This window comes from Pseudomonas sp. GW821-FHT11G12 (assembly GCF_058808055.1).
The window spans coordinates 920,674-941,312 of the sequence record NZ_JBXARH010000001.1; the positions used below are offsets into that span (position 1 = coordinate 920,674).

At 59.0% G+C, this 20,639-nt stretch carries 17 protein-coding genes and 3 tRNA genes; 8 read left to right on the plus strand and 12 right to left on the minus strand.

Going from position 1 to position 20,639, the window contains the following annotated elements; translation table 11 throughout:
* Positions 1-3: 3 nt before the first annotated feature.
* The 10 genes from AC1RR7_RS04155 to AC1RR7_RS04200 form a co-directional block, all read right to left on the minus strand.
* Complete coding sequence (locus AC1RR7_RS04155) at positions 4-1,959, minus strand: acetoacetate--CoA ligase (protein WP_493156254.1); 1,956 nt, start codon at positions 1,957-1,959, stop codon at positions 4-6.
* Between the two features lie 63 nt (positions 1,960-2,022).
* The gene (hbdH, locus tag AC1RR7_RS04160; RefSeq protein ID WP_493071118.1) at positions 2,023-2,796 is read right to left on the minus strand and encodes a 3-hydroxybutyrate dehydrogenase; all 774 of its coding nucleotides are present in this window, start codon (positions 2,794-2,796) and stop codon (positions 2,023-2,025) included.
* Positions 2,797-2,803: 7 nt separating this feature from the next.
* A complete protein-coding gene (locus AC1RR7_RS04165; RefSeq protein ID WP_493156256.1) occupies positions 2,804-4,195 on the minus strand; it encodes a GntP family permease in 1,392 nt (463 codons plus the stop codon).
* A gap of 274 nt (positions 4,196-4,469) precedes the next feature.
* Positions 4,470-5,885: a sigma-54 interaction domain-containing protein gene (locus AC1RR7_RS04170; RefSeq protein ID WP_192558128.1), complete on the minus strand. Its 1,416-nt coding sequence runs from the start codon at positions 5,883-5,885 to the stop codon at positions 4,470-4,472.
* Positions 5,886-5,925: 40 nt separating this feature from the next.
* Positions 5,926-7,500 carry an ABC transporter ATP-binding protein gene (locus tag AC1RR7_RS04175; RefSeq protein WP_493156258.1) on the minus strand — a complete coding sequence of 525 codons (1,575 nt, stop codon included), beginning with the start codon at positions 7,498-7,500 and terminating at the stop codon, positions 5,926-5,928.
* A 13-nt stretch (positions 7,501-7,513) separates the two neighbouring features.
* Entirely contained in the window at positions 7,514-8,536 is a 1,023-nt protein-coding gene (locus tag AC1RR7_RS04180; protein ID WP_102622254.1) for an ABC transporter permease, read from the minus strand.
* Positions 8,536-9,597, minus strand: coding sequence for a microcin C ABC transporter permease YejB (locus tag AC1RR7_RS04185; protein ID WP_096821570.1), 1,062 nt, complete (start codon positions 9,595-9,597; stop codon positions 8,536-8,538). The genes AC1RR7_RS04180 and AC1RR7_RS04185 overlap by 1 nt, the downstream gene beginning before the upstream one ends.
* Positions 9,597-11,465, minus strand: coding sequence for an extracellular solute-binding protein (locus AC1RR7_RS04190; protein ID WP_493156260.1), 1,869 nt, complete (start codon positions 11,463-11,465; stop codon positions 9,597-9,599). Before AC1RR7_RS04190 ends, AC1RR7_RS04185 begins: the two co-directional genes overlap by 1 nt.
* Before the next feature lie 135 nt (positions 11,466-11,600).
* Positions 11,601-11,882, minus strand: a complete 282-nt coding sequence (locus tag AC1RR7_RS04195; RefSeq protein ID WP_041478733.1) for a peptidylprolyl isomerase — start codon at positions 11,880-11,882, stop codon at positions 11,601-11,603.
* 97 nt (positions 11,883-11,979) lie between these two features.
* Positions 11,980-12,849, minus strand: coding sequence for an esterase/lipase family protein (locus AC1RR7_RS04200; RefSeq protein WP_493156262.1), 870 nt, complete (start codon positions 12,847-12,849; stop codon positions 11,980-11,982).
* Between the two features lie 337 nt (positions 12,850-13,186).
* Here AC1RR7_RS04200 and AC1RR7_RS04205 point away from each other — a divergent pair, with 337 nt between their 5' ends.
* Positions 13,187-14,296 carry a hypothetical protein gene (locus AC1RR7_RS04205; RefSeq protein ID WP_493156264.1) on the plus strand — a complete coding sequence of 370 codons (1,110 nt, stop codon included), beginning with the start codon at positions 13,187-13,189 and terminating at the stop codon, positions 14,294-14,296.
* A 47-nt stretch (positions 14,297-14,343) separates the two neighbouring features.
* Here AC1RR7_RS04205 and AC1RR7_RS04210 read toward each other — a convergent pair whose 3' ends face one another.
* Both AC1RR7_RS04210 and AC1RR7_RS04215 read right to left on the minus strand, forming a co-directional pair.
* Positions 14,344-15,420: a 3-deoxy-7-phosphoheptulonate synthase gene (locus AC1RR7_RS04210; RefSeq protein WP_102622251.1), complete on the minus strand. Its 1,077-nt coding sequence runs from the start codon at positions 15,418-15,420 to the stop codon at positions 14,344-14,346.
* 334 nt (positions 15,421-15,754) lie between these two features.
* On the minus strand, positions 15,755-15,883 hold the full coding sequence (locus AC1RR7_RS04215; protein WP_255261935.1) for a hypothetical protein: 129 nt from the start codon (positions 15,881-15,883) through the stop codon (positions 15,755-15,757).
* Between the two features lie 184 nt (positions 15,884-16,067).
* Here AC1RR7_RS04215 and AC1RR7_RS04220 point away from each other — a divergent pair, with 184 nt between their 5' ends.
* The 7 genes from AC1RR7_RS04220 (at position 16,068) to AC1RR7_RS04250 (ending at position 20,258) form a co-directional block, all read left to right on the plus strand.
* Positions 16,068-16,532, plus strand: a complete 465-nt coding sequence (locus AC1RR7_RS04220; protein ID WP_273536729.1) for a GNAT family N-acetyltransferase — start codon at positions 16,068-16,070, stop codon at positions 16,530-16,532.
* A gap of 127 nt (positions 16,533-16,659) precedes the next feature.
* Positions 16,660-17,301, plus strand: a complete 642-nt coding sequence (gene gacA / locus AC1RR7_RS04225; RefSeq protein WP_032829778.1) for a response regulator transcription factor GacA — start codon at positions 16,660-16,662, stop codon at positions 17,299-17,301.
* A 2-nt stretch (positions 17,302-17,303) separates the two neighbouring features.
* Positions 17,304-19,127 (plus strand): excinuclease ABC subunit UvrC, encoded by a 1,824-nt coding sequence (uvrC, locus tag AC1RR7_RS04230; protein WP_192558124.1) that lies wholly within the window; start codon positions 17,304-17,306, stop codon positions 19,125-19,127.
* A gap of 32 nt (positions 19,128-19,159) precedes the next feature.
* Positions 19,160-19,720: a CDP-diacylglycerol--glycerol-3-phosphate 3-phosphatidyltransferase gene (gene pgsA / locus AC1RR7_RS04235; RefSeq protein ID WP_085730785.1), complete on the plus strand. Its 561-nt coding sequence runs from the start codon at positions 19,160-19,162 to the stop codon at positions 19,718-19,720.
* A 60-nt stretch (positions 19,721-19,780) separates the two neighbouring features.
* A tRNA-Gly gene (locus AC1RR7_RS04240) sits at positions 19,781-19,856 on the plus strand.
* Between the two features lie 47 nt (positions 19,857-19,903).
* Positions 19,904-19,977, plus strand: a tRNA-Cys gene (locus AC1RR7_RS04245).
* A gap of 194 nt (positions 19,978-20,171) precedes the next feature.
* Positions 20,172-20,258, plus strand: a tRNA-Leu gene (locus AC1RR7_RS04250).
* Positions 20,259-20,639 lie beyond the last annotated feature (381 nt).

Genomic DNA, 20,639 nt, shown 5'->3' on the forward strand with positions numbered 1-20,639 from the left:
GTTTCAGTGTTTCAGTTCCGGTCGATCCCGAAACTGCTCAAGCGCTTCAGGATTGGCTAGCGCATCGGTGTTTTTCACCGGTTCACCGTGCACCACATTGCGCACGGCCAGTTCCACCACTTTGCCGCTGATGGTGCGTGGAATGTCCGTGACCGCGACGATCTTCGCCGGTACATGGCGCGGTGTGGTGTTGGCGCGAATCACCTGGCGGATCTGCTGTTGCAGCGCCTCATCCAGCGTTACGCCCTCCTTGAGACGCACGAACAGCACCACTCGCACGTCGTCCTGCCACTGTTGGCCGATGGCGACGCTGTCCAGCACCTCGGGGATTTTTTCCACCTGACGGTAGATTTCCGCTGTGCCGATGCGCACACCGCCGGGGTTGAGCACGGCATCGGAGCGACCGTGGATCAGCATTCCGCCGTGAGGCAACTGTTCGGCGTAGTCACCCTGGGCCCAGACGCCGGGGAACTGGCTGAAATAGGATTTGCGCAGTTTCTCGCCATCGGGATCGTTCCAGAGTCCGATCGGCATGGCGGGGAATGGCCGGGTACACACCAGTTCGCCTTTTTCGCCGATCACCGGTTGCCCGGCGTCGTTCCACACTTCGACCGCCATGGCCAGGCTCTTGCCCATGATCTCGCCCCGGCGTACCGCTGACACCGGGTTGCCGTTGACGAAGCAGGACACGATGTCCGTACCACCGGACATCGAGGACAGGCAAACGTCGGGTTTGAAGTCGCGATAGACGAAGTCGTAACTCTGCGGCGACAACGCGGAACCGGTGCAGAGCAAGGTTTTCAGGTGACTCAGGTCATGGCTTTCTTGCGGCTTGATGCCACTGCTTTCCAGGGTCGCAAGGAATTTCGGGCTGGTGCCGAACACGCTGACTTGTTCGTCATCAAGCAGCTCCAGCAATCGCTGGTTGTCCGGATAAAACGGTGAGCCGTCATACAGCACCACTGCGCTGCCGACCGCCAGTGCGGACACCAGCCAGTTCCACATCATCCAGCCGCAGGTGGTGTAGTAGAACAAACGGTCGCCGGGCCCCAGATCGACATGCAACCCGTGCTCCTTGGCGTGTTGCAGCAGTACGCCGCCCGTGCTGTGGACGATGCACTTCGGCACGCCGGTAGTGCCGCTGGAATACAGCACATACAGCGGATGGGCGAATGGCACCGGGACGAACTGCGGCTCATCGCCCGGTTCATAGAAGTCGTCCCACAACGTGACGTTGGCGGGCGTCCGGTAATCCGTGGCATGGGCGTGAGGGCGTGCGTACGGCACGATGATCAACTGCTGCAAGGTCGGCAGCTGTTCGAGGATTTCGTTGATCTTGACGGTCTGGTCGATCTCTTTGCCGGCGTAACGGTAGCCGGCGCAGGTGATCAGCACTTTCGGCTCGATCTGACCAAAGCGGTCGATTACGCCGTGGGTGCCAAAGTCCGGTGAGGAACATGACCAGATCGCGCCGAGACTGGTGGTCGCCAGCATCGCCACCAGGGTTTGCCAGGTGTTGGGCATGCACGCCGCGACCCGGTCGCCGAGCACGACACCGGCCGCTTGCAGGCTGGCCTGGAACCCGGCGACTTGCTGGGCCAGTTCGGCCCAGGTCAACAGTTCACGCTGGCCGTTTTCCCCGATAGCGATTACGGCGATGGCATCGTCGCGCCTGCTCAACAGGTGTTCGGCGAAGTTCAGGGTGGCGCCGGGAAACCATTCGGCGCCCGGCATCTGCAGGCCCTCACGCAAAACGGCATCGGGCTGGGTGTGAAAACTGATACCGAAGAAGTCCACGATTGCTTGCCAGAAGGCTTCGCGCTGGTCGATGGACCATTGGTGCAAGGCAGGGTAGTCGTCGAGGTGCAGATGATGGCGCTGATTGATAAAGCGCCGGAAGCCGTCCATGCGGGACCGGGCAATGCGTTTGGCATCGGGCTGCCAGAGGATGTCGGACATGGTTTGCCTCTTATTGTTTGTCAGAAAGCTCCCACTGCAATGTGGGAGCGTTCAGTTGAACGTTTACTGCGCGAGCCACCCGCCATCGATATTCCACGCCGCACCACGCACCTGACTGCCGGCCTCGCTGCACAAAAACAGCACCAGTTCACCCAGATGCGCAGGGGTGACGAACTCCAGCGACGGCTGTTTCTCGGCGAGCAGGTCGTGCTGCGCCTGCTGCGGGTCGACACCTTTGGCCGCTCGATCATCGATCTGTTTCTGCACCAGAGGCGTCAGTACCCAGCCCGGACAGATGGCGTTGCAAGTGACATTGCTGGCGGCGGTTTCCAGGCCGACCACCTTGGTCAGGCCGATCACGCCATGCTTGGCCGCTACATACGCGGCCTTACCGGTGGAGCCCACCAGACCGTGTACCGAGGCAATGTTGACGATCCGTCCCCAGCCCTTGTCGCGCATGCCCGGCAGGCTCAGGCGGGTGCTGTGAAACACCGACGACAGGTTGATGGCGATGATCGAGTCCCAACGCTCTACCGGAAACTCTTCAACCGCCGCGACGTGCTGGATGCCGGCGTTGTTGACCAGAATGTCCACGCCACCGAACTCGCGCTCGGCGTAGGCGATCATGTCGGCGATCTGTTCAGGGCTGCTGACGTCTGCCGGGTGATGGCCGACCTTGCCGCCGAACTGCTCGACTTCGGCAATCACCTTCGAAGCATCGCCAAAGCCGTTGAGGATCAGGTTGGCGCCGGCCTTGGCCAGCGTCAGCGCAATGCCCAGTCCGATGCCGCTGGTGGAGCCGGTGACCAGTGCGGTCTTGCCAGAAAGAGTCGTCATGAATACCTCACACAATGCCAGTGGCGTAGAAAGTGCCGATTACCACAAAAACCGCCAGGGTCTTGATCAGCGTAATACAGAAAATGTCTTTGTAGGCCTCACGGTGGGTCAGGCCGGTGACCGCCAGCAACGTGATTACCGCGCCATTGTGCGGCAGGGTGTCCATGCCACCGCTGGCCATGGCGGCCACGCGGTGCAGCACTTCGAGCGGAATGTTGGCGGCGTGGGCGGCGCTGATGAACTGTTCGGACATCGCTGCCAGGGCGATGCTCATGCCACCCGAGGCGGAACCGGTGATACCGGCCAGCAGGGTCACGGTGATCGCTTCGTTGACCAGCGGATTGGGAATGCTTTTGAGCCAGTCGGCCAGCACCAGAAAACCCGGCAACGAGGCGATGACCGCACCGAAACCGTATTCCGACGCGGTGTTCATCGCCGCCAGCAGTGCACCGCTGACCGCGCTTTTGCTGCCTTCGGCAAGCTTGCTGCGAATCGCCTGAAAACCGAACGCCAACACCATCAGGATGCCCACCAGCAAAGCTGCCTGTACTGCCCAGATCGCCGTGAGTTTGGCGATTTCGGTGGTCACCGGCGCGGCCATGCCCGGCAGCGCGAGGCTGTGGGTCTTGCCGTACCACTGCGGAATCCACTGGGTGAACAGCAGGTTCATGATGCCCACCGCCAGCAGTGGCGACAGCGCCAGCCAGGGGTTTGGCAGTTTCAGATCTTCGGCAGTTTCCGGTTCATTGCGCAGTTCGGTGCCATAGCCTTCGCCGGCGTGCTGAGCCTTGTTGCGTTGACGCTGCAAGAACAGCATGCCGGCGCAGAACACGAAAATCGTGCCGATCAGGCCCAACCAGGGCGCCGCCCACGCGGTGGTGTTGAAGAAGGTGCTGGGAATGATGTTCTGGATCTGCGGTGTGCCGGGCAGGGCGTCCATGGTGAACGAGAACGCGCCGAGGGCGATGGTCGCCGGGATCAGGCGCTTGGGAATGTTGCTCTGGCGGAACATTTCCGCTGCGAACGGATAGACCGCAAACACCACCACGAACAGCGACACGCCGCCGTAGGTGAGCAGGGCGCAGACCAGCACGATCACCAGCATCGCCTGGCGGGTGCCGAGCAAGCGAATGGCTGCCGCAACAATCGAACGGGAGAAACCCGACAGCTCGATCAGCTTGCCGAACACGGCGCCGAGCAGGAAGACGGGAAAGTAGAGTTTGATGAAGCCGACCATTTTCTCCATGAACACCCCGGTGAAGGCTGGGGCGACGGCGGACGGGTCGGTGAGCAGGACGGCGCCGAGGGCGGCGATCGGGGCAAAAAGGATAACGCTGTAGCCATGGTAGGCCGCGAGCATCAGCAGCGCGAGGGCTGCCAAGGCGATGATCACACTCATGGTGTGCTCCTTCGATTGTTATTTTTGTGGGTGAAACGGGTGTGGGGAGGGGCTTTAGCGAGAACTGTGCCAGATGGTTAAGCTGTTGAAATATATGGATTTAATTTGATTTCAGTTATCGATTTTGAATATTTTGTCTCTGTTTTGAGACTTTTATGTCTGGGCGGGTGATTTCGCGGGCAAGCCTGCTCTCACAGTCGGACGTTTTTCCCTTTGGGAGTGGGCCTGCTCGCGAAGTTTTCGATCTTGTCCCTTTATGGAGATTCGTGTCTCTTTATTGAGACTCTGCAATCCCCAGCGCAATCATCTTCTTGTACAGCGTCGAACGCCCAAGCCCCAATCGCTCAGCCGCTTCAATCACCTTGCCCCCGCATTGCGCGAGGGTCGATTGAATCAACTGCCGGTCAAAACGCTCCCGAGCCTGGCTGAAGGTCTCGTTGCCTGTTGGCTCTGACACTGACGTCGATGCTCGCTCGACCGGCGTAAACGTACCAATCGCCGCGCGAATGTCGCTCGCCGTCAGCATCAAGTCATCACTGAGCAACGCTGCTCGTTCCAGCACGTTGCGCAATTCGCGAATGTTCCCCGGCCAGGCGTGCTGCCCCAGCAGCTCCAGGGCTTCGCGATTGAGTTCATGCTGGCTGCGCAGCTCTTCAAGAATCGCTTCACTTAGGGCTGGCAAATCGTCCAGCCGTTCACGCAGTGGCGGCACCTGAATCGGCAGCACATTGAGCCGGTAGTACAAGTCGGCGCGGAACTCGCCGCGCTTGATCGCCGCCTCCAGATCCGTCGACGTCGCGGCAATCACCCGCACATCGCTCTGGATCACGTCGTTGGAACCTACGGGTTCGAATTCTTTTTCTTGAAGCACCCGCAACAACTTGCTTTGCAGTGGCAGCGGCATGTCGCCGATTTCGTCGAGAAACAGCGTCCCGCCCTGAGCAATCTGCAACTTGCCGGTGCGGCCCTTGCGATCGGCACCGGTGAAGGCGCCGGGCGCGGTGCCGAAGAACTCGGCTTCGAGCAGCGCTTCGGGAATCGCCGCACTGTTGATGCTGACGAAGGCCTTATGCGCCCGGGGCGAAGCGCCGTGGATCGCCTGGGCCAGCAACTCCTTGCCGCTGCCGGTCTCGCCCAGCAGCAGAACCGGCGACTCCGCACTCGCGCTGCGGCGGGCACGGCGCTTGACCTCCAGGCTGGCCGCGCTGGTGCCGATGAAGTGGGCGAAGTTGTATTTGGTCTGCCGGGCGCGCAGCAACGAGCGGGTCGAGGCCAGTTCTTCCTGCATGCTCAGGTAGCGCTTGAGCATCGGCGACAGGCTGCGCAGTTCATCGAACAGGGCGAAGCCGATGGCGCCGATCACCGATCCGGCGTCGTCATGGATCGGCAGGCGCATCACCACCAGCGGTTCTTTCGGCGTGTCCTGCATGTCCAGCAGAATCGGCCGCCCGGTGCGCACCACTTCGCGCAGCAGACTGCCCGGAATCACGCTTTCACAAGGCTTGCCGATGGCGCCGGCCGCTGAGTCGAGCCCGAAGCGCCGGGCATAGCGCTCGTTCATCCAGACGATGTTCGCGTCGCGGTCGACAATCACCGTGCCTTCACTGGATTGCTCGATGATCTCGAACAACGAACGGATCGCCAGCGTGCGAACCCGTTGGTAATCCTTGAGGCTTTCAGTGGTGTTCATGGCGGCGTCCATTGGCGGAAGTCAGGTGGCGCGATTATGCCTATCCCGGATGCGCCGCCGCCAACAGCTCTTTGGTATAGGGATGCTGCGGCGAGTCGAACACGTCGTGACTGGCGCCGCGTTCGACCACTTTTCCGTCCTTGATCACGATCATGTCGTGGGCCAGGGCGCGTACCACCGCCAGGTCGTGGCTGATGAACAGGTAGGTCAGGCCATGTTTTTCCTGAAGCTGGCGGAGCAGGGCGACCACTTGTTTCTGCACGGTGCGATCCAGCGCCGAAGTCGGCTCGTCGAGCAGGATCAGCGCCGGTTTGAGCACCAGTGCCCGGGCAATGGCGATGCGCTGACGCTGGCCACCGGAAAATTCGTGGGGGTAGCGATGACGGCTGTCGGGGTCGAGGCCGACTTCCTTGAGCACCCGAATCACCTGGGCGTCGCACTCATCGGCGGTGGACTGGCAGTGTACCTCCAGCCCTTCGCTGATGATCTGTGCCACCGACATGCGCGGGCTGAGGCTGCCGAAGGGGTCTTGAAACACTACCTGCATCTGCCGGCGCCATGGGCGCATTTGCTTCTGGTTCAGGTCATCGAGGGACTGGCCCTGAAAGCGGATGCTGCCTTCGGAATCGAGTAAGCGCAGGATTGCCTGACCCAGCGTTGACTTGCCCGAGCCGGATTCACCGACGATGCCCAACGTTTTGCCACGCTGGATGTTCAGGCTGATACCGTCAACGGCACGCAGGTATTGCTTGCGCTGGAACAGCCCGCCGCCGACCGCGAAGTCGACCCGCAGATCTTCAACTTCCAGCACGTTTTCCCGTTCATCCCGGGGAAGCGCTTCACCCTCAGGTTCAGCATTGAGCAACACGCAGCTATAGGGGTGTTTCGGCTCTGTAAACAGGGTTTCGCACGGTGCCTGCTCGACGATTTCCCCGGCCTTCATCACGCACACCCGCTGGGCGATGCTGCGCACCAGATTGAGATCGTGGCTGATCAGCAGCAGCGACATCCCAAGCCGTTGTTGCAGGGATTTGAGCAGCACCAGAATCTTGCGCTGCACGGTGACGTCGAGGGCCGTGGTCGGCTCGTCGGCGATCAACAGTTCCGGTTCGCAGGCCAGGGCCATGGCGATCATGACGCGTTGTCGCTGGCCGCCGGACAATTGGTGGGGGTAAGCCTTCAACCGTTCTTTCGGTTTCTGGATGCCAACCAGTTCGAGTAGTTCGAGAATGCGTTTCTGCGCCTCTTTGCCGCCCAGGCCTCGGTGCAGCAGCAGGGTTTCGCCAATCTGCTTTTCGATGGTGTGCAGCGGGTTGAGCGAGGTCATCGGCTCCTGGAAGATCATCGCGATGCGGTTGCCCCGCAAGTCACGCAAGGTCTTGGGATCAGCTCCCACCAGCTCCTGGCCGCGATAGCGAATGCTGCCGGTGGTCTGGGCTTCGCTGTCCGGGAGCAGTTGCAGGATCGAGTGGGCTGTCACCGATTTGCCCGACCCTGACTCGCCGACCAGTGCCAGACACTCGCCGGGGCGGATGTCCAGGCACAGATTGCGCACCACGGTCTGGCCATTGAAGGCGACGCTGAGGTCACGGATTTCGATCAGGTTGTCAGACATTTCAAGGATCCGTTCATGAGCGCGGGTCAAAGGCATCGCGCAACGCTTCGCCGATGAATACCAGCAAGGACAGAATCAACGCGAGGGTGAAAAACGCCGTCAATCCCAGCCACGGTGCTTGCAGGTTCTGTTTGCCCTGGCCGATCAACTCGCCCAGCGACGCACTGCCGGCGGGCATGCCGAAACCCAGGAAATCCAGCGCGGTCAGGGTGGAAATCGCCCCGGTCAGAATGAACGGCAGGTAGCTCAACGTGGCATTCATCGCATTGGGCAGGATGTGCCGGAAGATCACCTTGCGGTCGGTCAGGCCCAGCGCCCGCGCAGCCTTGACGTATTCGAGGTTGCGCCCGCGCAGGAATTCGGCCCGCACCACATCCACCAGCGCCAGCCATGAAAACAGTGCCATGATCCCCAGCAGCCACCAGAAGTTCGGCTCGACAAACCCCGACAGAATGATCAGCAGGTACAGCACCGGCAGCCCCGACCAGACTTCGAGCAGGCGCTGACCGAGCAAGTCGATCCAGCCGCCGTAATAGCCTTGCAGGGCGCCGGCCGCGATGCCGATCAGGGCGCTGACAAAGGTCAGCATCAGCGCGAACAGGATCGACACTCGCGCGCCGAAAATCACCCGTGCCAGCACGTCCCGCGCCTGATCGTCGGTGCCCAGCCAGTTGACCGAAGTCGGTGGGCTCGGCGCCGGTTTGTTGAGGTCGTAGTTCGGTGTGTCATCACTGAACGGGATCGGCGGAAACAGCAACCAGCCACCGTCCTTGCGGATCAGATTCTGGACGTAGTCGCTGCGGTAATCGGCCTGGAACGGCAACTGGCCGCCAAATTCCTGTTCGGTGTGGCGCTTGAACACCGGGAAATACCACTGGCCCTGATAGCTGACGACCAGCGGTTTGTCGTTGGCGATCAGTTCGCCACCGAGGCTGATCACGAACAGACCAATGAACAACCACAGCGACCACCAGCCCCGACGGTTTTTCTTGAAGCGTTCGAAACGGCGACGGCCCAGAGGCGAGAGCTTGAACATCAGGCATTCCTCGCGGCGAAGTCGATGCGCGGATCGACCAGCGTGTAGCACAGGTCGCCGATCAGTTTTATCAGGAGGCCGAACAGGGTGAAGATGAACAGCGAACCAAACACCACCGGATAGTCGCGGGATACGGCCGCTTCGTAGCTCATGCGCCCAAGGCCGTCGAGGGAGAAAATCACCTCGATCAGCAACGAGCCGGCGAAGAACACACTGATGAACGCCTGGGGGATGCCCGACACCACCAGCAACATCGCGTTGCGAAACACATGGCCATACAGCACCCGGCGTTCGCTCAGGCCTTTGGCGCGAGCGGTGACCACGTACTGACGGGTGATTTCATTGAGGAACGAGTTCTTGGTGAGGATGGTCAGGGTCGCGAAGCCACCAATCACCAGTGCAGTGACCGGCAGAACAAGGTGCCAGAAGTAGTCGGCAACCTTGCCCAGCGTCGACAGCGACTCGAAGTTGTCCGAAACAAGCCCGCGCACCGGAAACCAGTTCAGCGACGTACCGCCGGCAAACACAACGATCAGAAACATCGCGAATAGAAACGCCGGCATCGCGTAACCGATGATGATCGCCGTACTGCTCCAGATATCGAAATGACTGCCGTGGTGCACGGCTTTGCGAATGCCCAGCGGGATCGACACCAGATAGGTGATCAGCGTCGCCCACAACCCAAGGGAAATGGTCACCGGCATTTTCTGCAGGATCAGGTCGGTGACCGTGGCGCCCCGGAAGAAGCTCTTGCCGAAATCCAGCTGCGCATAGTTCTTGAGCATCAGCCACAGGCGTTCATGGGCCGGTTTGTCGAAGCCGTACTGTTTTTCGATGTCCTTGATCAGCTGCGGATCAAGGCCCCGGCTGGCGCGGGAGGTGCTGCTCATGGTTTCGCTTGCACCACCGCCGACATTGGCGCCACCGATGCCTTGCAAATGAGCGATGGCCTGTTCCACCGGACCGCCCGGGGCGGCCTGGATGATCACGAAGTTGACCAGCAGAATGATCACCAGGGTCGGGATGATCAGCAGCAGACGCCGCAGTATGTAAGCCCACATCAGTGCGGCCCTCCGGGTCTGCCACGGCTGATCTTCTCGGCCGTCATCTGCTGGTTGGTCAGCGGCGTGCTGCTGATTTCCCACCAGCTCTCGATCGCTTCGTCATTGCTCGCCTGCACGGTCGGGATGCCGAAGCGGTTCCACCAGACGGTCGAGGTGCCGGGCGGGTAATAATTGGGGATCCAGTAGTAGTTCCATTGCAGCACCCGGTCCAGCGCATGGGCGTAATGCAGCATGTCCGACTGGGTCGAGGCGCGGATCAGGCCGTTGATCAAGGTGTCGACTGCCGGGTTTTTCAGCACCATGTAGTTGTTGGCGCCAGGATCGTTGGCCGAAGCGGACCCGAAGTAGTTGAGCAGTTCCCCACCGGGTGAGGTGGTGACCGGGTAGCCCGTGACAATCATGTCGTAATCGCGGCTCATCAGCCGGTTGACGTATTGCGAGGAGTCGATGCGGCGGATATCGAGATTGATGCCGATCTGTTTCAACGTGCGCTTGTAGGGCAGCAGCAGTCGGTCCATGCCGTTCTGGCTGACCAGGAAGGTGAAGCTCAGCGGCTCGCCCTGCGCGTTGACCAATTGGTCGCCGTCGGGTTTCCAGCCCGCCTGTTCAAGCAGTTCGAGTGCCTGAAGCTGCTTGTCACGGATCAGTCCGCTGCCGTCGGTTTTCGGCGCCTCGAAGACCTTCGTGAATACCTCGTCGGGGATTTGTCCGCGCAGTGGTTCAAGGATCTTCAGTTCGGCAGCGTCCGGCAGTTCACTGGCAGCGAGGGCGCTGTTGGAAAAGTAACTCTGCTGGCGGATGTACATGTTGCGCATCATCTGCCGGTTGCTCCATTCGAAGTCCCAGAGCATGGCCAGGGCCTGACGTACGCGGCGGTCCTGGAACATCGGTTTTTGCAGGTTGAACACGAAGCCCTGGGCTGATTGCGGCGCCTCGGTTGCCAGGTGAGCCTTCTGCAGGCGCCCGTCGCTCAGGGCCGGGCTGTCGTAGCCGATCGAGTAGCCGGTAGCGGAAAATTCGCGGTTGTAGTCGTAGGCGCCGCCGCGCAACACCTGGCGGGCGACATCGGTGTCGCCGAAGTACTCGATGCTGAAGTGATCGAAATTGTAGAGCCCGCGGCTGACCGGCAAGTCCTTGCCCCACCAGTCGCCATTGCGCTCGAAGGTGATACTGCGTCCGGAGTCGACTTTTCCGACTCGGTACGGGCCGCTGCCCAGCGGAGGTTCATAGCCGCCACCGCCAGCAAAATCCCGAGTCTTCCACCAGTGCTCGGGAAACACCGGCAGGGTTGCGATATCCAGCGGCAGGGTGCGGTTTTCATTACTCTTGAAATCGAAGCGCACGGTGAGCGGCGCCTCGACTTCGACGCCTTTGACGTCGGCGAACTGGGTGCGATAGCGCAGGCTGCCCTGGGTCATCAGCAAATCGTAGGTGTAGCGCACGTCTTCGGCGGTGATCGGTTTGCCGTCGGCGAAGCGAGCCTTGGGGTTGATGAAGAAGCGCAGGGACAGACCGTCCTCGGAACGCTCCATCTTTTGTGCCACCAGTCCGTAGACGGTGTAGGGCTCGTCCATCGAGCGCTGGGCCAGCGGGGAATACAGCAGGCCATCGATCTGGGTGACGCCGATGCCTTTGTCGATGTAGGGCAGGACATGGTCGAAGTGACCGATTTCGATCGCCGAGCGGCGCATCGTTCCGCCCTTGGGGGCCTGCGGATTGGTGTAGTCGAAGTGACTGAAATTGGCCGGATACTTTGCCGGTTCGCCGTAAACGGTCAATGCATGCTGCGGTGCAGCGCTCACACCGGCGGCGCTCATCAGCAGAGCCACGGCAGTGAACATCAAAGTGGAGAAAGCCAGTCGCATTGTCAGCCTTAGAGCCGGGTAATCGATAAGCGCAATTTGTACGCGAGCGCAGCGCTGTTCGCCAGTCGCGTGGTGTAACCAAAACACAACGGCCCGCCATCTGGCGGGCCGTTACACAGCTCAGCGGACGAAGGATCAGTCCTGGCGGCTGGTGACTTCGAGCAGGTGATAACCGAACTGGGTCTTGACCGGGCCCTGGACGACATTGATCGGGGCGCTGAAAACCACGGTATCGAATTCCTTGACCATCTGGCCCGGGCCGAACGAGCCCAGATCACCGCCCTGACGGCTGGACGGGCAGGTGGAGTTGGCTTTGGCGACTTCAGCGAAATCGGCGCCGGCTTCGATCTGGGCCTTGAGTTCGTTGCACTTGTCTTCGCTGGAAACCAGGATGTGGCGGGCGGTGGCTTTAGCCATGGGAAAAATCTCCAATCAAATCAGTAAAGGGTGGAGCCTACCGGATTCAGTGGCCGATTTCTCGGCAAAGTTCCGTTCGGCTGTCTGAGGCCGGCTCTCAGAGATTAGCTGCCTGCAGGCGCAAGGCGTGCTCGACGTACAACTGGATCGAATCGGCTGAGCCGGCTGGCTCACCGGAGGCTCGACGCAAGCTGCGCAAGTGATCAAATGGGTAGTCGGAACGTATCACGGTGCCCAGATGAGAGCTGTAGCGGCCAACAAACCCGTCGTTCTGGCCGGGCTCGGTGATGAAGTACTGCGACAGCGCCCGGCAAATGCCATGAACAGGATCGAATGTTTGCAGATTCATTTCCGGCACGACGCCGCTCCAGGAATAGTAGCGGACACCATTGACCCGTTCGGCTCCCTGCGCGCCCCAGCTCTCTGGCAGGGCTTGCGGATATTTGTCATTGAAATCCCCGACCCCTACGGTCGTCAGTGCATTCAATGCGGCCAGCGCATTTTTCGGCAGGGCTGTGGTTCCACCGAGCAGGCATAGAAGGTCGGAAAACAGCGTGGCCACATTCTGCGCGACGCTCTCTGGCAACCTTCCGGGAATCAGTGCCTTGCGCAAGAAATCCGCGAGCTCCGAGCCGTGGTTCGGTCCACTGACCGAAGTCACGGAAGCAACTCTTTGCGGGGCAACCGCTGCGGCATAGCGAGCCGCCAATGCGCCCTGACTATGACCGATCAGGTTGACTTTGCTCGCACCTGTGCCTCTGAGCACAGAATCAATCTGCCCGAGCAGTTGTTTGCCTCGTACTTCATTGTCATGAATGGCTGAGAGGTGCGGCACGAACACCTGTACGCCGACGGCCTTCAGCGCCTGTTTGACGTCGTGGAACAGCTCAAAAGGGCCGATCCGCTCGAATCCGAACAGACCGTGCACCAGCAGGATGGGATAAAGAGTTGTGGTATTTCGTTGCATTTTTCATCCTTGATCGCAGAACTTCATCGATATTTACACGGTGCCACTCTAAAACAGCCGTGGAGCTCACGATGTATGAAGAGTCCCGGTTCAGCACCGGAAACTGGATCAGCACCTGAACGAAACTTCCCTGATGTTTGAAGTCCAGATCGGAATGTTTGGACATCTCCTGCGTTGCCCCATGTGTTTTTCCTGCCGTTGCCTACTTCATGTGATGCACTTGCCCGCGTTCTGCACAGCGAACGGACGACATTAAATTGTTGATGAAGCGGCTTGAATAGAGGCTCTTCGACGCAGCAAGCCAGCTGCAGGGTATTTCCAGGGAATGGAGCTACGAATGAATACGCAGAACGCGCAGGAAGCAACGCAAGGCAACGCTTTGGTCGCAACAATGATCGAGTCATCCGGGCAGTCTTGCAGTCATGAGCCGGTTGACTCACTGCCCGCAGTCACCCTCGACGCTGTGGAGGATGCGGTTCTTGATCCCTCGCGGAACAAGGTCGTCGTGCGGATTGCGCCTTATCCCGATATGGCTTGCGGCGACAGGGTGGTATTGAGCTGGCACGGTCTTGATATCGAGGGCATGCCGTACCGAAACGAAGGCGTTCGATTCGTCAGCGTAGCCCAGTTGGGAAAGGAAATTGTATTTGTCGTCAGAAGCCCTCACATCGCGGCATTGGACGGCGGTTCACTGGAGGTCTTCTGGACATTGACCAGCGCTTCAAGGCCGATGCCGGTGACCTCCGCTCGAGAACGACTGGATGTCGGAGATGTTCGTTACAGTCTGCTGCCGGCCATCATTGACGATGCTGTCGGAGGGAATCTTGAGCCTGCGCGCGTCATCGATGGAACTACGGTCACCCTGCAGCCTTACGCCGGAATGGCAGCGGGAGACCGGGTGGCGTTGATCTGGCAAGGTCCCGTAGAACACGCGTCCTTTCGGGACTGTCTGATCGTCGAATCCTTTGCTGTTGGAGAGCCGCTGGTATTCGGTGTCGACCCACAATTCATCGCCCCGCACCTGGGTGGAGAGGTGGTAGTTCAGTACTGCATAGAACAGAAAAGTGGTGCGATTCGTGAGTCAGGGGTTACGCGAGTCAACATTGCTCCGCTGGTGCGGGGCGAACTGACCGCGCCACAAGTGTTGGAGGCGGAAGGCAGGATACTCGACGTAAAGGACACCATTGACGGTGTCAGTGTGGTGATCAGCAATGCGCAACTGGAGGTTGGAGAGCTGGTTTATCTCAAGTGCGATGGAGAGTTCTTCTTTCATCGTGATGATCGGGAAATCAGCAGCGGGATGGAAGTTGAGCCAATCGTCTTTATCGTTCCCCATCGATTCTGGCGTGAACACATCAATACGGTCGTGCGTGTGTCTTATTCCGTCGAGCGACTGGACGATGTCAGCCAGGTTTCCGAGGGTGTCTTGTTGCACGTACAGGAATGATCAAACAGCCTTCCGCGCGTATCTGCTACGGAAGGCTGCTTTTGCAATCAAGGCAGAGGTTGTGTCCGAAGGCGGTCGGCTGCATTGAGCAGCAGGTGTTCCGTGGCGCTGAAGCCCAGGCAGCCATCGGTCACGGAAACGCCGTAACGCAACGACTCGCTCAGAGGCTGGCATCCTTCGAACAGGTGCGACTCGATCATCATGCCGACCAGTGAGCGATCGCCTTGCAGGCGTTGTTCCAGCACATCGTTGAATACTTCCGGCTGACGCAGAGGGTCCTTGCCGCTGTTGGCGTGACTGCAATCGACCATGATCCGGCTCGGGATTTTCAGGCGGCTCAGTTCGGTATGGATTCGGGAAACGCTGGCGCGGTCGTAGTTCGGCCCGTGATGGCCGCCGCGCAGGACCAGGTGCGTGTCCGGGTTGCCCGAAGTCGGAATGATTGCCGGATGGCCCTGGCTGTCTACGCCGAAATGACGATGTGGATGAGCCGCTGAGCGCATTGCGTCGACGGCAATGGATACGCCGCCATCGGTGCCGTTCTTGAAGCCGACTGGCATGCTGAGTCCGCTGGCCATCTCGCGATGAATCTGTGATTCGGTTGTTCGCGCACCGATGGCAACCCAACTGAGCAGGTCGTCGAAGTAGCCAGCAGCCATGGGTTGCAGAAGTTCGGTGGCAACAGGCAGGCCGAGGCGGATCATTTCCAGCATCAGTTCGCGTGACAACGTCAGGCCGGCGGCCATGTCGTCGCTGCCGTCCAGATGGGGATCGTAAGCGAGACCTTTCCAGCCGACGGTGGTGCGGGGTTTTTCGACGTAGGCACGCATCACGAGCAGCATTTCCTGACTGACGTCGTTGGCCAGTCGGGCAAGTTTTTCGGCGTATTCGAGCGCTGATTCGGGATCGTGAATGGAGCAAGGGCCGACAACGACCAGCAAACGGTGGTCTTCGCCGTTGAGAATGGCGCGGATGGCCTGGCGGTGATTGGCAACCTGCTGGTTCAAGGCATTGCTCAGGGGCAATTGCTGCTTGAGTTGCAGCGAACTGGGCAGACGCAGGGTCAATGCTTCGTTGGCCGGGTTCAGGGTGGACAGTGGCAGAGCAGAAACGGACGAGTTCATATTCGGTCTTCCTGGGCTGGTCGCGGGTCTTTCCCGCCGACTCGGCCCTATTGGGGTGTTCGACAGTTGGCCGTATTGGCTACATGTGTTGGCTTGCCACCTGTGGGTGACCGATCGGAGGCGGCAGGCTGTCCCGAGCGGAGGCTGCTAAATCGCCAGGCGGTAAAACTGTCGTAGCGGTAATAAGTGGCGTAGTTCATGTCGTGATTCCTCAAATGTCTGGTGTGTCGCTGAAAGTTCAGGGCCTGAAAAAACAAAACCCCCGGTCGGGAGGCCGACCGGGGGTTGAGAATTCTCTGGTAGGCGACCCGTCTATATGGGCGCCGTGTGAGTATCAGGCGCGCCAGTGGCTAAACCAATACCCAAAATAAAAGCTGGCTGGAGCGCAAATGTTGTTCACGCGCGCAGCCGCAACCGAGCGCTGGGCGCTGGTGGCAAGAAGCTGTGCAAGGGCGTTGAACATGATGTGTCTCCGATGAATGCGCCGAGCTTACTAGAGCCTGATGCGCGTCAGCAATCAGAAAATGCTATTGAAGGTACAAGACGTCCTCTATCGGTTGAGCCTTCGGCAAGCTATGACACACTCTGCCGTTTTCAGCGGTTCAAGGTTGAGTCGCGTCGAGGTTGGCATCAGGGGAGTGCAAGGCATGAAGGTGGTGGATGTGCAAACAAGGTTTCATTTGCGACCGGCGACGCCCGATGACCTGTCGTTTACGCGAGAAATCACTTGCCAGAATATGCTCCGCTATTACATCAGCTACGATCTGCTGTGGCAGGACGAAGCTTTCGATATCGCCTGGGCCGGGCGCGAAAACTGGATGATCGAATGCGAAGGCAGGCCAGTAGGTTATTTCAGCCTCAGTCGTGATGCCCGAGCGTTGTACATTCGCGAGTTACAGGTCTGCGGGGGATTTCAGGGACAAGGTGCAGGTTCCTGGGCGATCGATCAGGTTGTTGCAATTGCGCACCTTGAACGTCGCCCGGCATTGCGTCTGACAGTGTTCAAGAACAATCCGGCGCAAAACCTGTATCGCAGAAAGGGAATGGTTGTGCAGGGCGAGGACGAGTGTTTCCTGAGGATGCATCTCGAATTCAGTACACGTGTGCTCTGAAACGCACGGCCGGCAAGCCCTGAATGATGAATTGAAACTTTTTATATGCTGCTTGCCGCTAGGTCTGTCTGGCACTTTTTGCTAAGGTGTCCGGCATCCCAATAAGACCATATCGCGAGGTGTCTGCTTGATTAGGGTGCTAGTGGTCGATGACCATGATCTCGTTCGTACGGGCATTACACGGATGCTGGCCGATATCGATGGCCTGCAAGTGGTTGGCCAGGCCGAGTCCGGGGAAGAATCCCTTATCAAGGCCCGTGAGCTGAAGCCAGACGTGGTGCTGATGGACGTCAAGATGCCTGGCATCGGCGGCCTGGAAGCCACGCGCAAACTGTTGCGCAGCCATCCGGACATCAAGGTGGTTGCAGTCACCGTGTGCGAAGAAGATCCGTTTCCTACCCGATTGCTGCAGGCGGGAGCCGCGGGTTACCTGACCAAGGGTGCTGGATTGCCGGAAATGGTACAGGCCATCCGCCTGGTCTTTGCCGGTCAGCGCTACATCAGTCCGCAGATTGCCCAGCAACTGGCGATCAAGTCCTTCCAGCCAACCAACGATTCTCCGTTCGATGCCTTGTCGGAGCGAGAAATCCAGATTGCCTTGATGATTGTCGGGTGCCAGAAGGTGCAGATCATTTCCGACAAATTGTGCCTGTCGCCAAAAACCGTAAACACCTACCGTTATCGCATTTTCGAGAAGCTTTCGATCAGCAGTGATGTCGAGCTGACGCTTCTGGCAGTTCGTCACGGCATGGTTGATGCCAGCCTCTGACCATGACTGAAACATTCGATTCCGGCGCCTTCCTGTCGACTGTCAGCGGGCGCCCCGGCGTTTACCGCATGTTCGACAGCGATGCGCGTCTGTTGTACGTCGGCAAGGCCAAGAATCTGAAGAAGCGCCTGGCCAGTTACTTTCGAAAAACCGGACTGGCACCTAAAACCGCCGCGCTGGTTGGGCGAATCGCCCAGGTCGAAACGACCATTACCGCTAACGAAACCGAAGCCCTGCTGCTTGAGCAAACGCTGATCAAGGAGTGGCGGCCGCCGTACAACATCCTGTTGCGCGACGACAAGTCTTATCCGTATGTGTTTCTGTCTGACGGACAATTCCCTCGCCTGAGCATTCATCGCGGTGCCAAGAAGGCCAAGGGCAAGTACTTCGGGCCTTATCCGAGTGCAGGGGCAATTCGCGAAAGCCTCAGCCTTCTGCAGAAGACATTCTTTGTACGTCAGTGCGAAGACAGCTACTACAAGAACCGGACGCGTCCGTGCCTGCAGTACCAGATCAAACGCTGCAAGGCTCCCTGTGTCGGGCTGGTCGAGCCTGAGGTTTACGCCGAAGACGTGCGGCACTCGGTGATGTTCCTCGAGGGGCGCAGCCATGCGTTGACCAACGAACTGTCCACTGCGATGGAAGAGGCTGCAATCAACCTCGAGTTCGAGCGCGCTGCCGAACTGCGCGATCAGATTGCATTGCTGCGTCGGGTTCAGGATCAGCAGAGCATGGAAGGCGGGACTGGCGATATCGATGTGATCGCAGCCTTCGTCAACCCCGGTGGCGCCTGCGTGCATTTAATCAGCGTGCGGGGAGGGCGGGTTCTGGGCAGCAAGAACTTTTTCCCGCAGGTCGGGATCGAGGAAGACGTTGCCGAAGTCATGGCTGCGTTTCTTGGCCAGTATTTCATCAGCAGCCCCGAGCGGGATCTGCCAAGTGAACTGATCGTCAACGTCGTTCATGAAGACTTTCCCACATTGATCGAAGCGATCCAGGAGCTGCGCGGGCGCGAACTGTCCATCAGTCATCGGGTTCGCGGTACGAGGGCGCGCTGGCAACAGCTCGCCGTGACCAATGCCGAACAGGCGCTGGGTGCGAGGCTGGCCAATCGTCAGCACGTTGCGGCCCGTTTCGAAGCATTGGCCGAGGTGCTGAAACTGGACGAGCCACCACAGCGTCTGGAGTGCTACGACATCAGTCATTCCAGCGGCGAAGCAACCGTCGCGTCCTGTGTGGTATTCGGGCCAGAAGGGCCGATCAAATCGGATTACCGCCGATACAACATCGAAGGCGTGACGGCGGGTGATGATTATGCCGCCATGCACCAGGCGTTGACCCGGCGCTTCAGCAAGCTGAAGGACGGTGAGGGCAAGTTGCCGGACATTCTGTTGGTGGACGGCGGCAAAGGGCAGTTGTCGATGGCGCGCGATGTGCTCAACGAACTGGCCGTGCCGGACCTGATCCTGCTGGGTGTAGCGAAAGGTGCGACGCGCAAGGCTGGGTTCGAGACTTTGTATCTGAATGATGCCGCGCACGAATTCACGTTGCGTGGCGACTCTCCGGCGTTGCACCTGATTCAGCAGATTCGTGACGAAGCTCACCGCTTTGCGATCACTGGACACCGTGCGCGCCGTGGCAAAACCCGTCGTACGTCGACGCTGGAAGGCGTGGCAGGCGTGGGGCCGACTCGGCGCAGGGACTTGTTGAAACATTTTGGTGGATTGCAGGAGCTGTCTCGTGCAAGCATCGAAGAGATCGCCAAAGCGCCGGGGATCAGCAAAAAGCTAGCAGAGTCGATTTATGCAAACCTGCATAGTGAGTAGAATGCCCATTCACCTCGTAGCCAGTTGTGCCGATGAATATCCCTAATCTGATTACCGTTCTCCGTGTCCTGCTCATCCCGATCTTCATTTTGCTGTTCTATCTGCCTTACCAGTGGAGTTATCTGGCCTCAAGTTCGGTCTTTGCCTTCGCAGCGGCAACGGACTGGCTGGATGGTTATCTGGCGCGACGCCTGGAGCAAAGCACTCCGTTTGGAGCGTTTCTGGATCCTGTCGCTGACAAACTGATGGTTGCTGTTGCACTGGTGTTGCTGGTGCAGGAACACGGCAACCTGTGGCTCACGTTGCCGGCGGCCGTCATCATCGGTCGCGAGATCGTCGTTTCGGCGTTGCGTGAGTGGATGGCCGAACTTGGTGCGCGGGCTCATGTGGCTGTATCGAACCTGGGCAAATGGAAAACCGCTGCGCAAATGCTTGCACTGGTGATCCTTCTGGCCAACCCCAAGGTTTTCAGCTTCTGGGTTTTCATCGGTTACACGTTGCTGATGGTTTCTGCAGGCCTGACCTTGTGGTCGATGGTTCAATACCTTCGGGCTGCCTGGCCGCATCTGAAGACCGATGTTGAAAAGAAATAAAACTTTTTTGAATCAAGGGGTTGACGGCGCTTCTGATTTCTATAGAATGCGCCACACCAAGCGGGAATAGCTCAGTTGGTAGAGCACGACCTTGCCAAGGTCGGGGTCGCGAGTTCGAGTCTCGTTTCCCGCTCCAAGTTTTACAGCGTTTGTTGTTGCGCTACTGACAGCAAATGTTTTTGAGGCCGAGTAGCAAAATGGTTATGCAGTGGATTGCAAATCCACCTACGCCGGTTCGATTCCGACCTCGGCCTCCACTATAAATAAGCTCCGTAGATCCATGATTTACGGAGCTTTTTTTATTGCATCGTGCTGAAAGATTTAGTCTTTAAAACGGCCTTTGCCAACTTGCTTCACGGGGAAGTGATGTATATATTTCCCCCTCTGCTGTACGGGCAGCAATCTGTCAGGATTGTGAACCGGCATCAGGGCAACGCAGTACCGCGCTACCGCCCGAATGGCGAAACTGGTAGACGCATGGGACTTAAAATCCCCCGCTCGTAAGGGCGTGCCGGTTCGATTCCGGCTTCGGGCACCATCTTGAATCAAGGGTTTGCGGGCGAAAGCTGATGCAAACCCTTGTTTGTTTCTGGGTCGCAATTTTGACATTGGTCCGCAATTCACTTCGTGGGCATGATCTCTTTACTCCGGCGATTCCGAACGTACGACTCGGTTACTACTGCAGTAATATTCCTAAATTGATCCTTGTTCTGCATGATGCTGCCAGTTCGCCCCTGGCTTCGATATTTCGCTTGGCCTCCGTCTTCCCCTGCGGAACTCTAATTAGCCACGCCACGTGGAATGGGGAGTTGCTCGCAAGCCATTCAATGGCCACCTGAAGAAGCGTCTGGAGTTCGTGCCAATTGCAGTGGTGGAAGTGCATTGCTGCCAGTTGGTCTTGCTTTTGACGTCAGGGCTC

Bases quoted from the DNA above. Each gene is read 5' to 3' on its own strand.
- AC1RR7_RS04155 (WP_493156254.1), bottom strand. From the start codon at position 1,959: ATGTCCGACATCCTCTGGCAGCCCGATGCCAAACGCATTGCCCGGTCC.
- AC1RR7_RS04195 (WP_041478733.1), bottom strand. From the start codon at position 11,882: ATGGCTAAAGCCACCGCCCGCCACATCCTGGTTTCCAGCGAAGACAAG.
- AC1RR7_RS04170 (WP_192558128.1), bottom strand. From the start codon at position 5,885: ATGAACACCACTGAAAGCCTCAAGGATTACCAACGGGTTCGCACGCTG.
- AC1RR7_RS04200 (WP_493156262.1), bottom strand. From the start codon at position 12,849: ATGCAACGAAATACCACAACTCTTTATCCCATCCTGCTGGTGCACGGT.
- hbdH (WP_493071118.1), bottom strand. From the start codon at position 2,796: ATGACGACTCTTTCTGGCAAGACCGCACTGGTCACCGGCTCCACCAGC.
- pgsA (WP_085730785.1), top strand. From the start codon at position 19,160: ATGAATATCCCTAATCTGATTACCGTTCTCCGTGTCCTGCTCATCCCG.
- AC1RR7_RS04165 (WP_493156256.1), bottom strand. From the start codon at position 4,195: ATGAGTGTGATCATCGCCTTGGCAGCCCTCGCGCTGCTGATGCTCGCG.
- AC1RR7_RS04215 (WP_255261935.1), bottom strand. From the start codon at position 15,883: ATGTTCAACGCCCTTGCACAGCTTCTTGCCACCAGCGCCCAGCGCTCG.
- AC1RR7_RS04175 (WP_493156258.1), bottom strand. From the start codon at position 7,500: ATGTCTGACAACCTGATCGAAATCCGTGACCTCAGCGTCGCCTTCAAT.
- AC1RR7_RS04220 (WP_273536729.1), top strand. From the start codon at position 16,068: ATGAAGGTGGTGGATGTGCAAACAAGGTTTCATTTGCGACCGGCGACG.
- AC1RR7_RS04190 (WP_493156260.1), bottom strand. From the start codon at position 11,465: ATGCGACTGGCTTTCTCCACTTTGATGTTCACTGCCGTGGCTCTGCTG.
- AC1RR7_RS04210 (WP_102622251.1), bottom strand. From the start codon at position 15,420: ATGAACTCGTCCGTTTCTGCTCTGCCACTGTCCACCCTGAACCCGGCC.
- AC1RR7_RS04185 (WP_096821570.1), bottom strand. From the start codon at position 9,597: ATGTGGGCTTACATACTGCGGCGTCTGCTGCTGATCATCCCGACCCTG.
- AC1RR7_RS04205 (WP_493156264.1), top strand. From the start codon at position 13,187: ATGAATACGCAGAACGCGCAGGAAGCAACGCAAGGCAACGCTTTGGTC.
- AC1RR7_RS04180 (WP_102622254.1), bottom strand. From the start codon at position 8,536: ATGTTCAAGCTCTCGCCTCTGGGCCGTCGCCGTTTCGAACGCTTCAAG.
- uvrC (WP_192558124.1), top strand. From the start codon at position 17,304: ATGACTGAAACATTCGATTCCGGCGCCTTCCTGTCGACTGTCAGCGGG.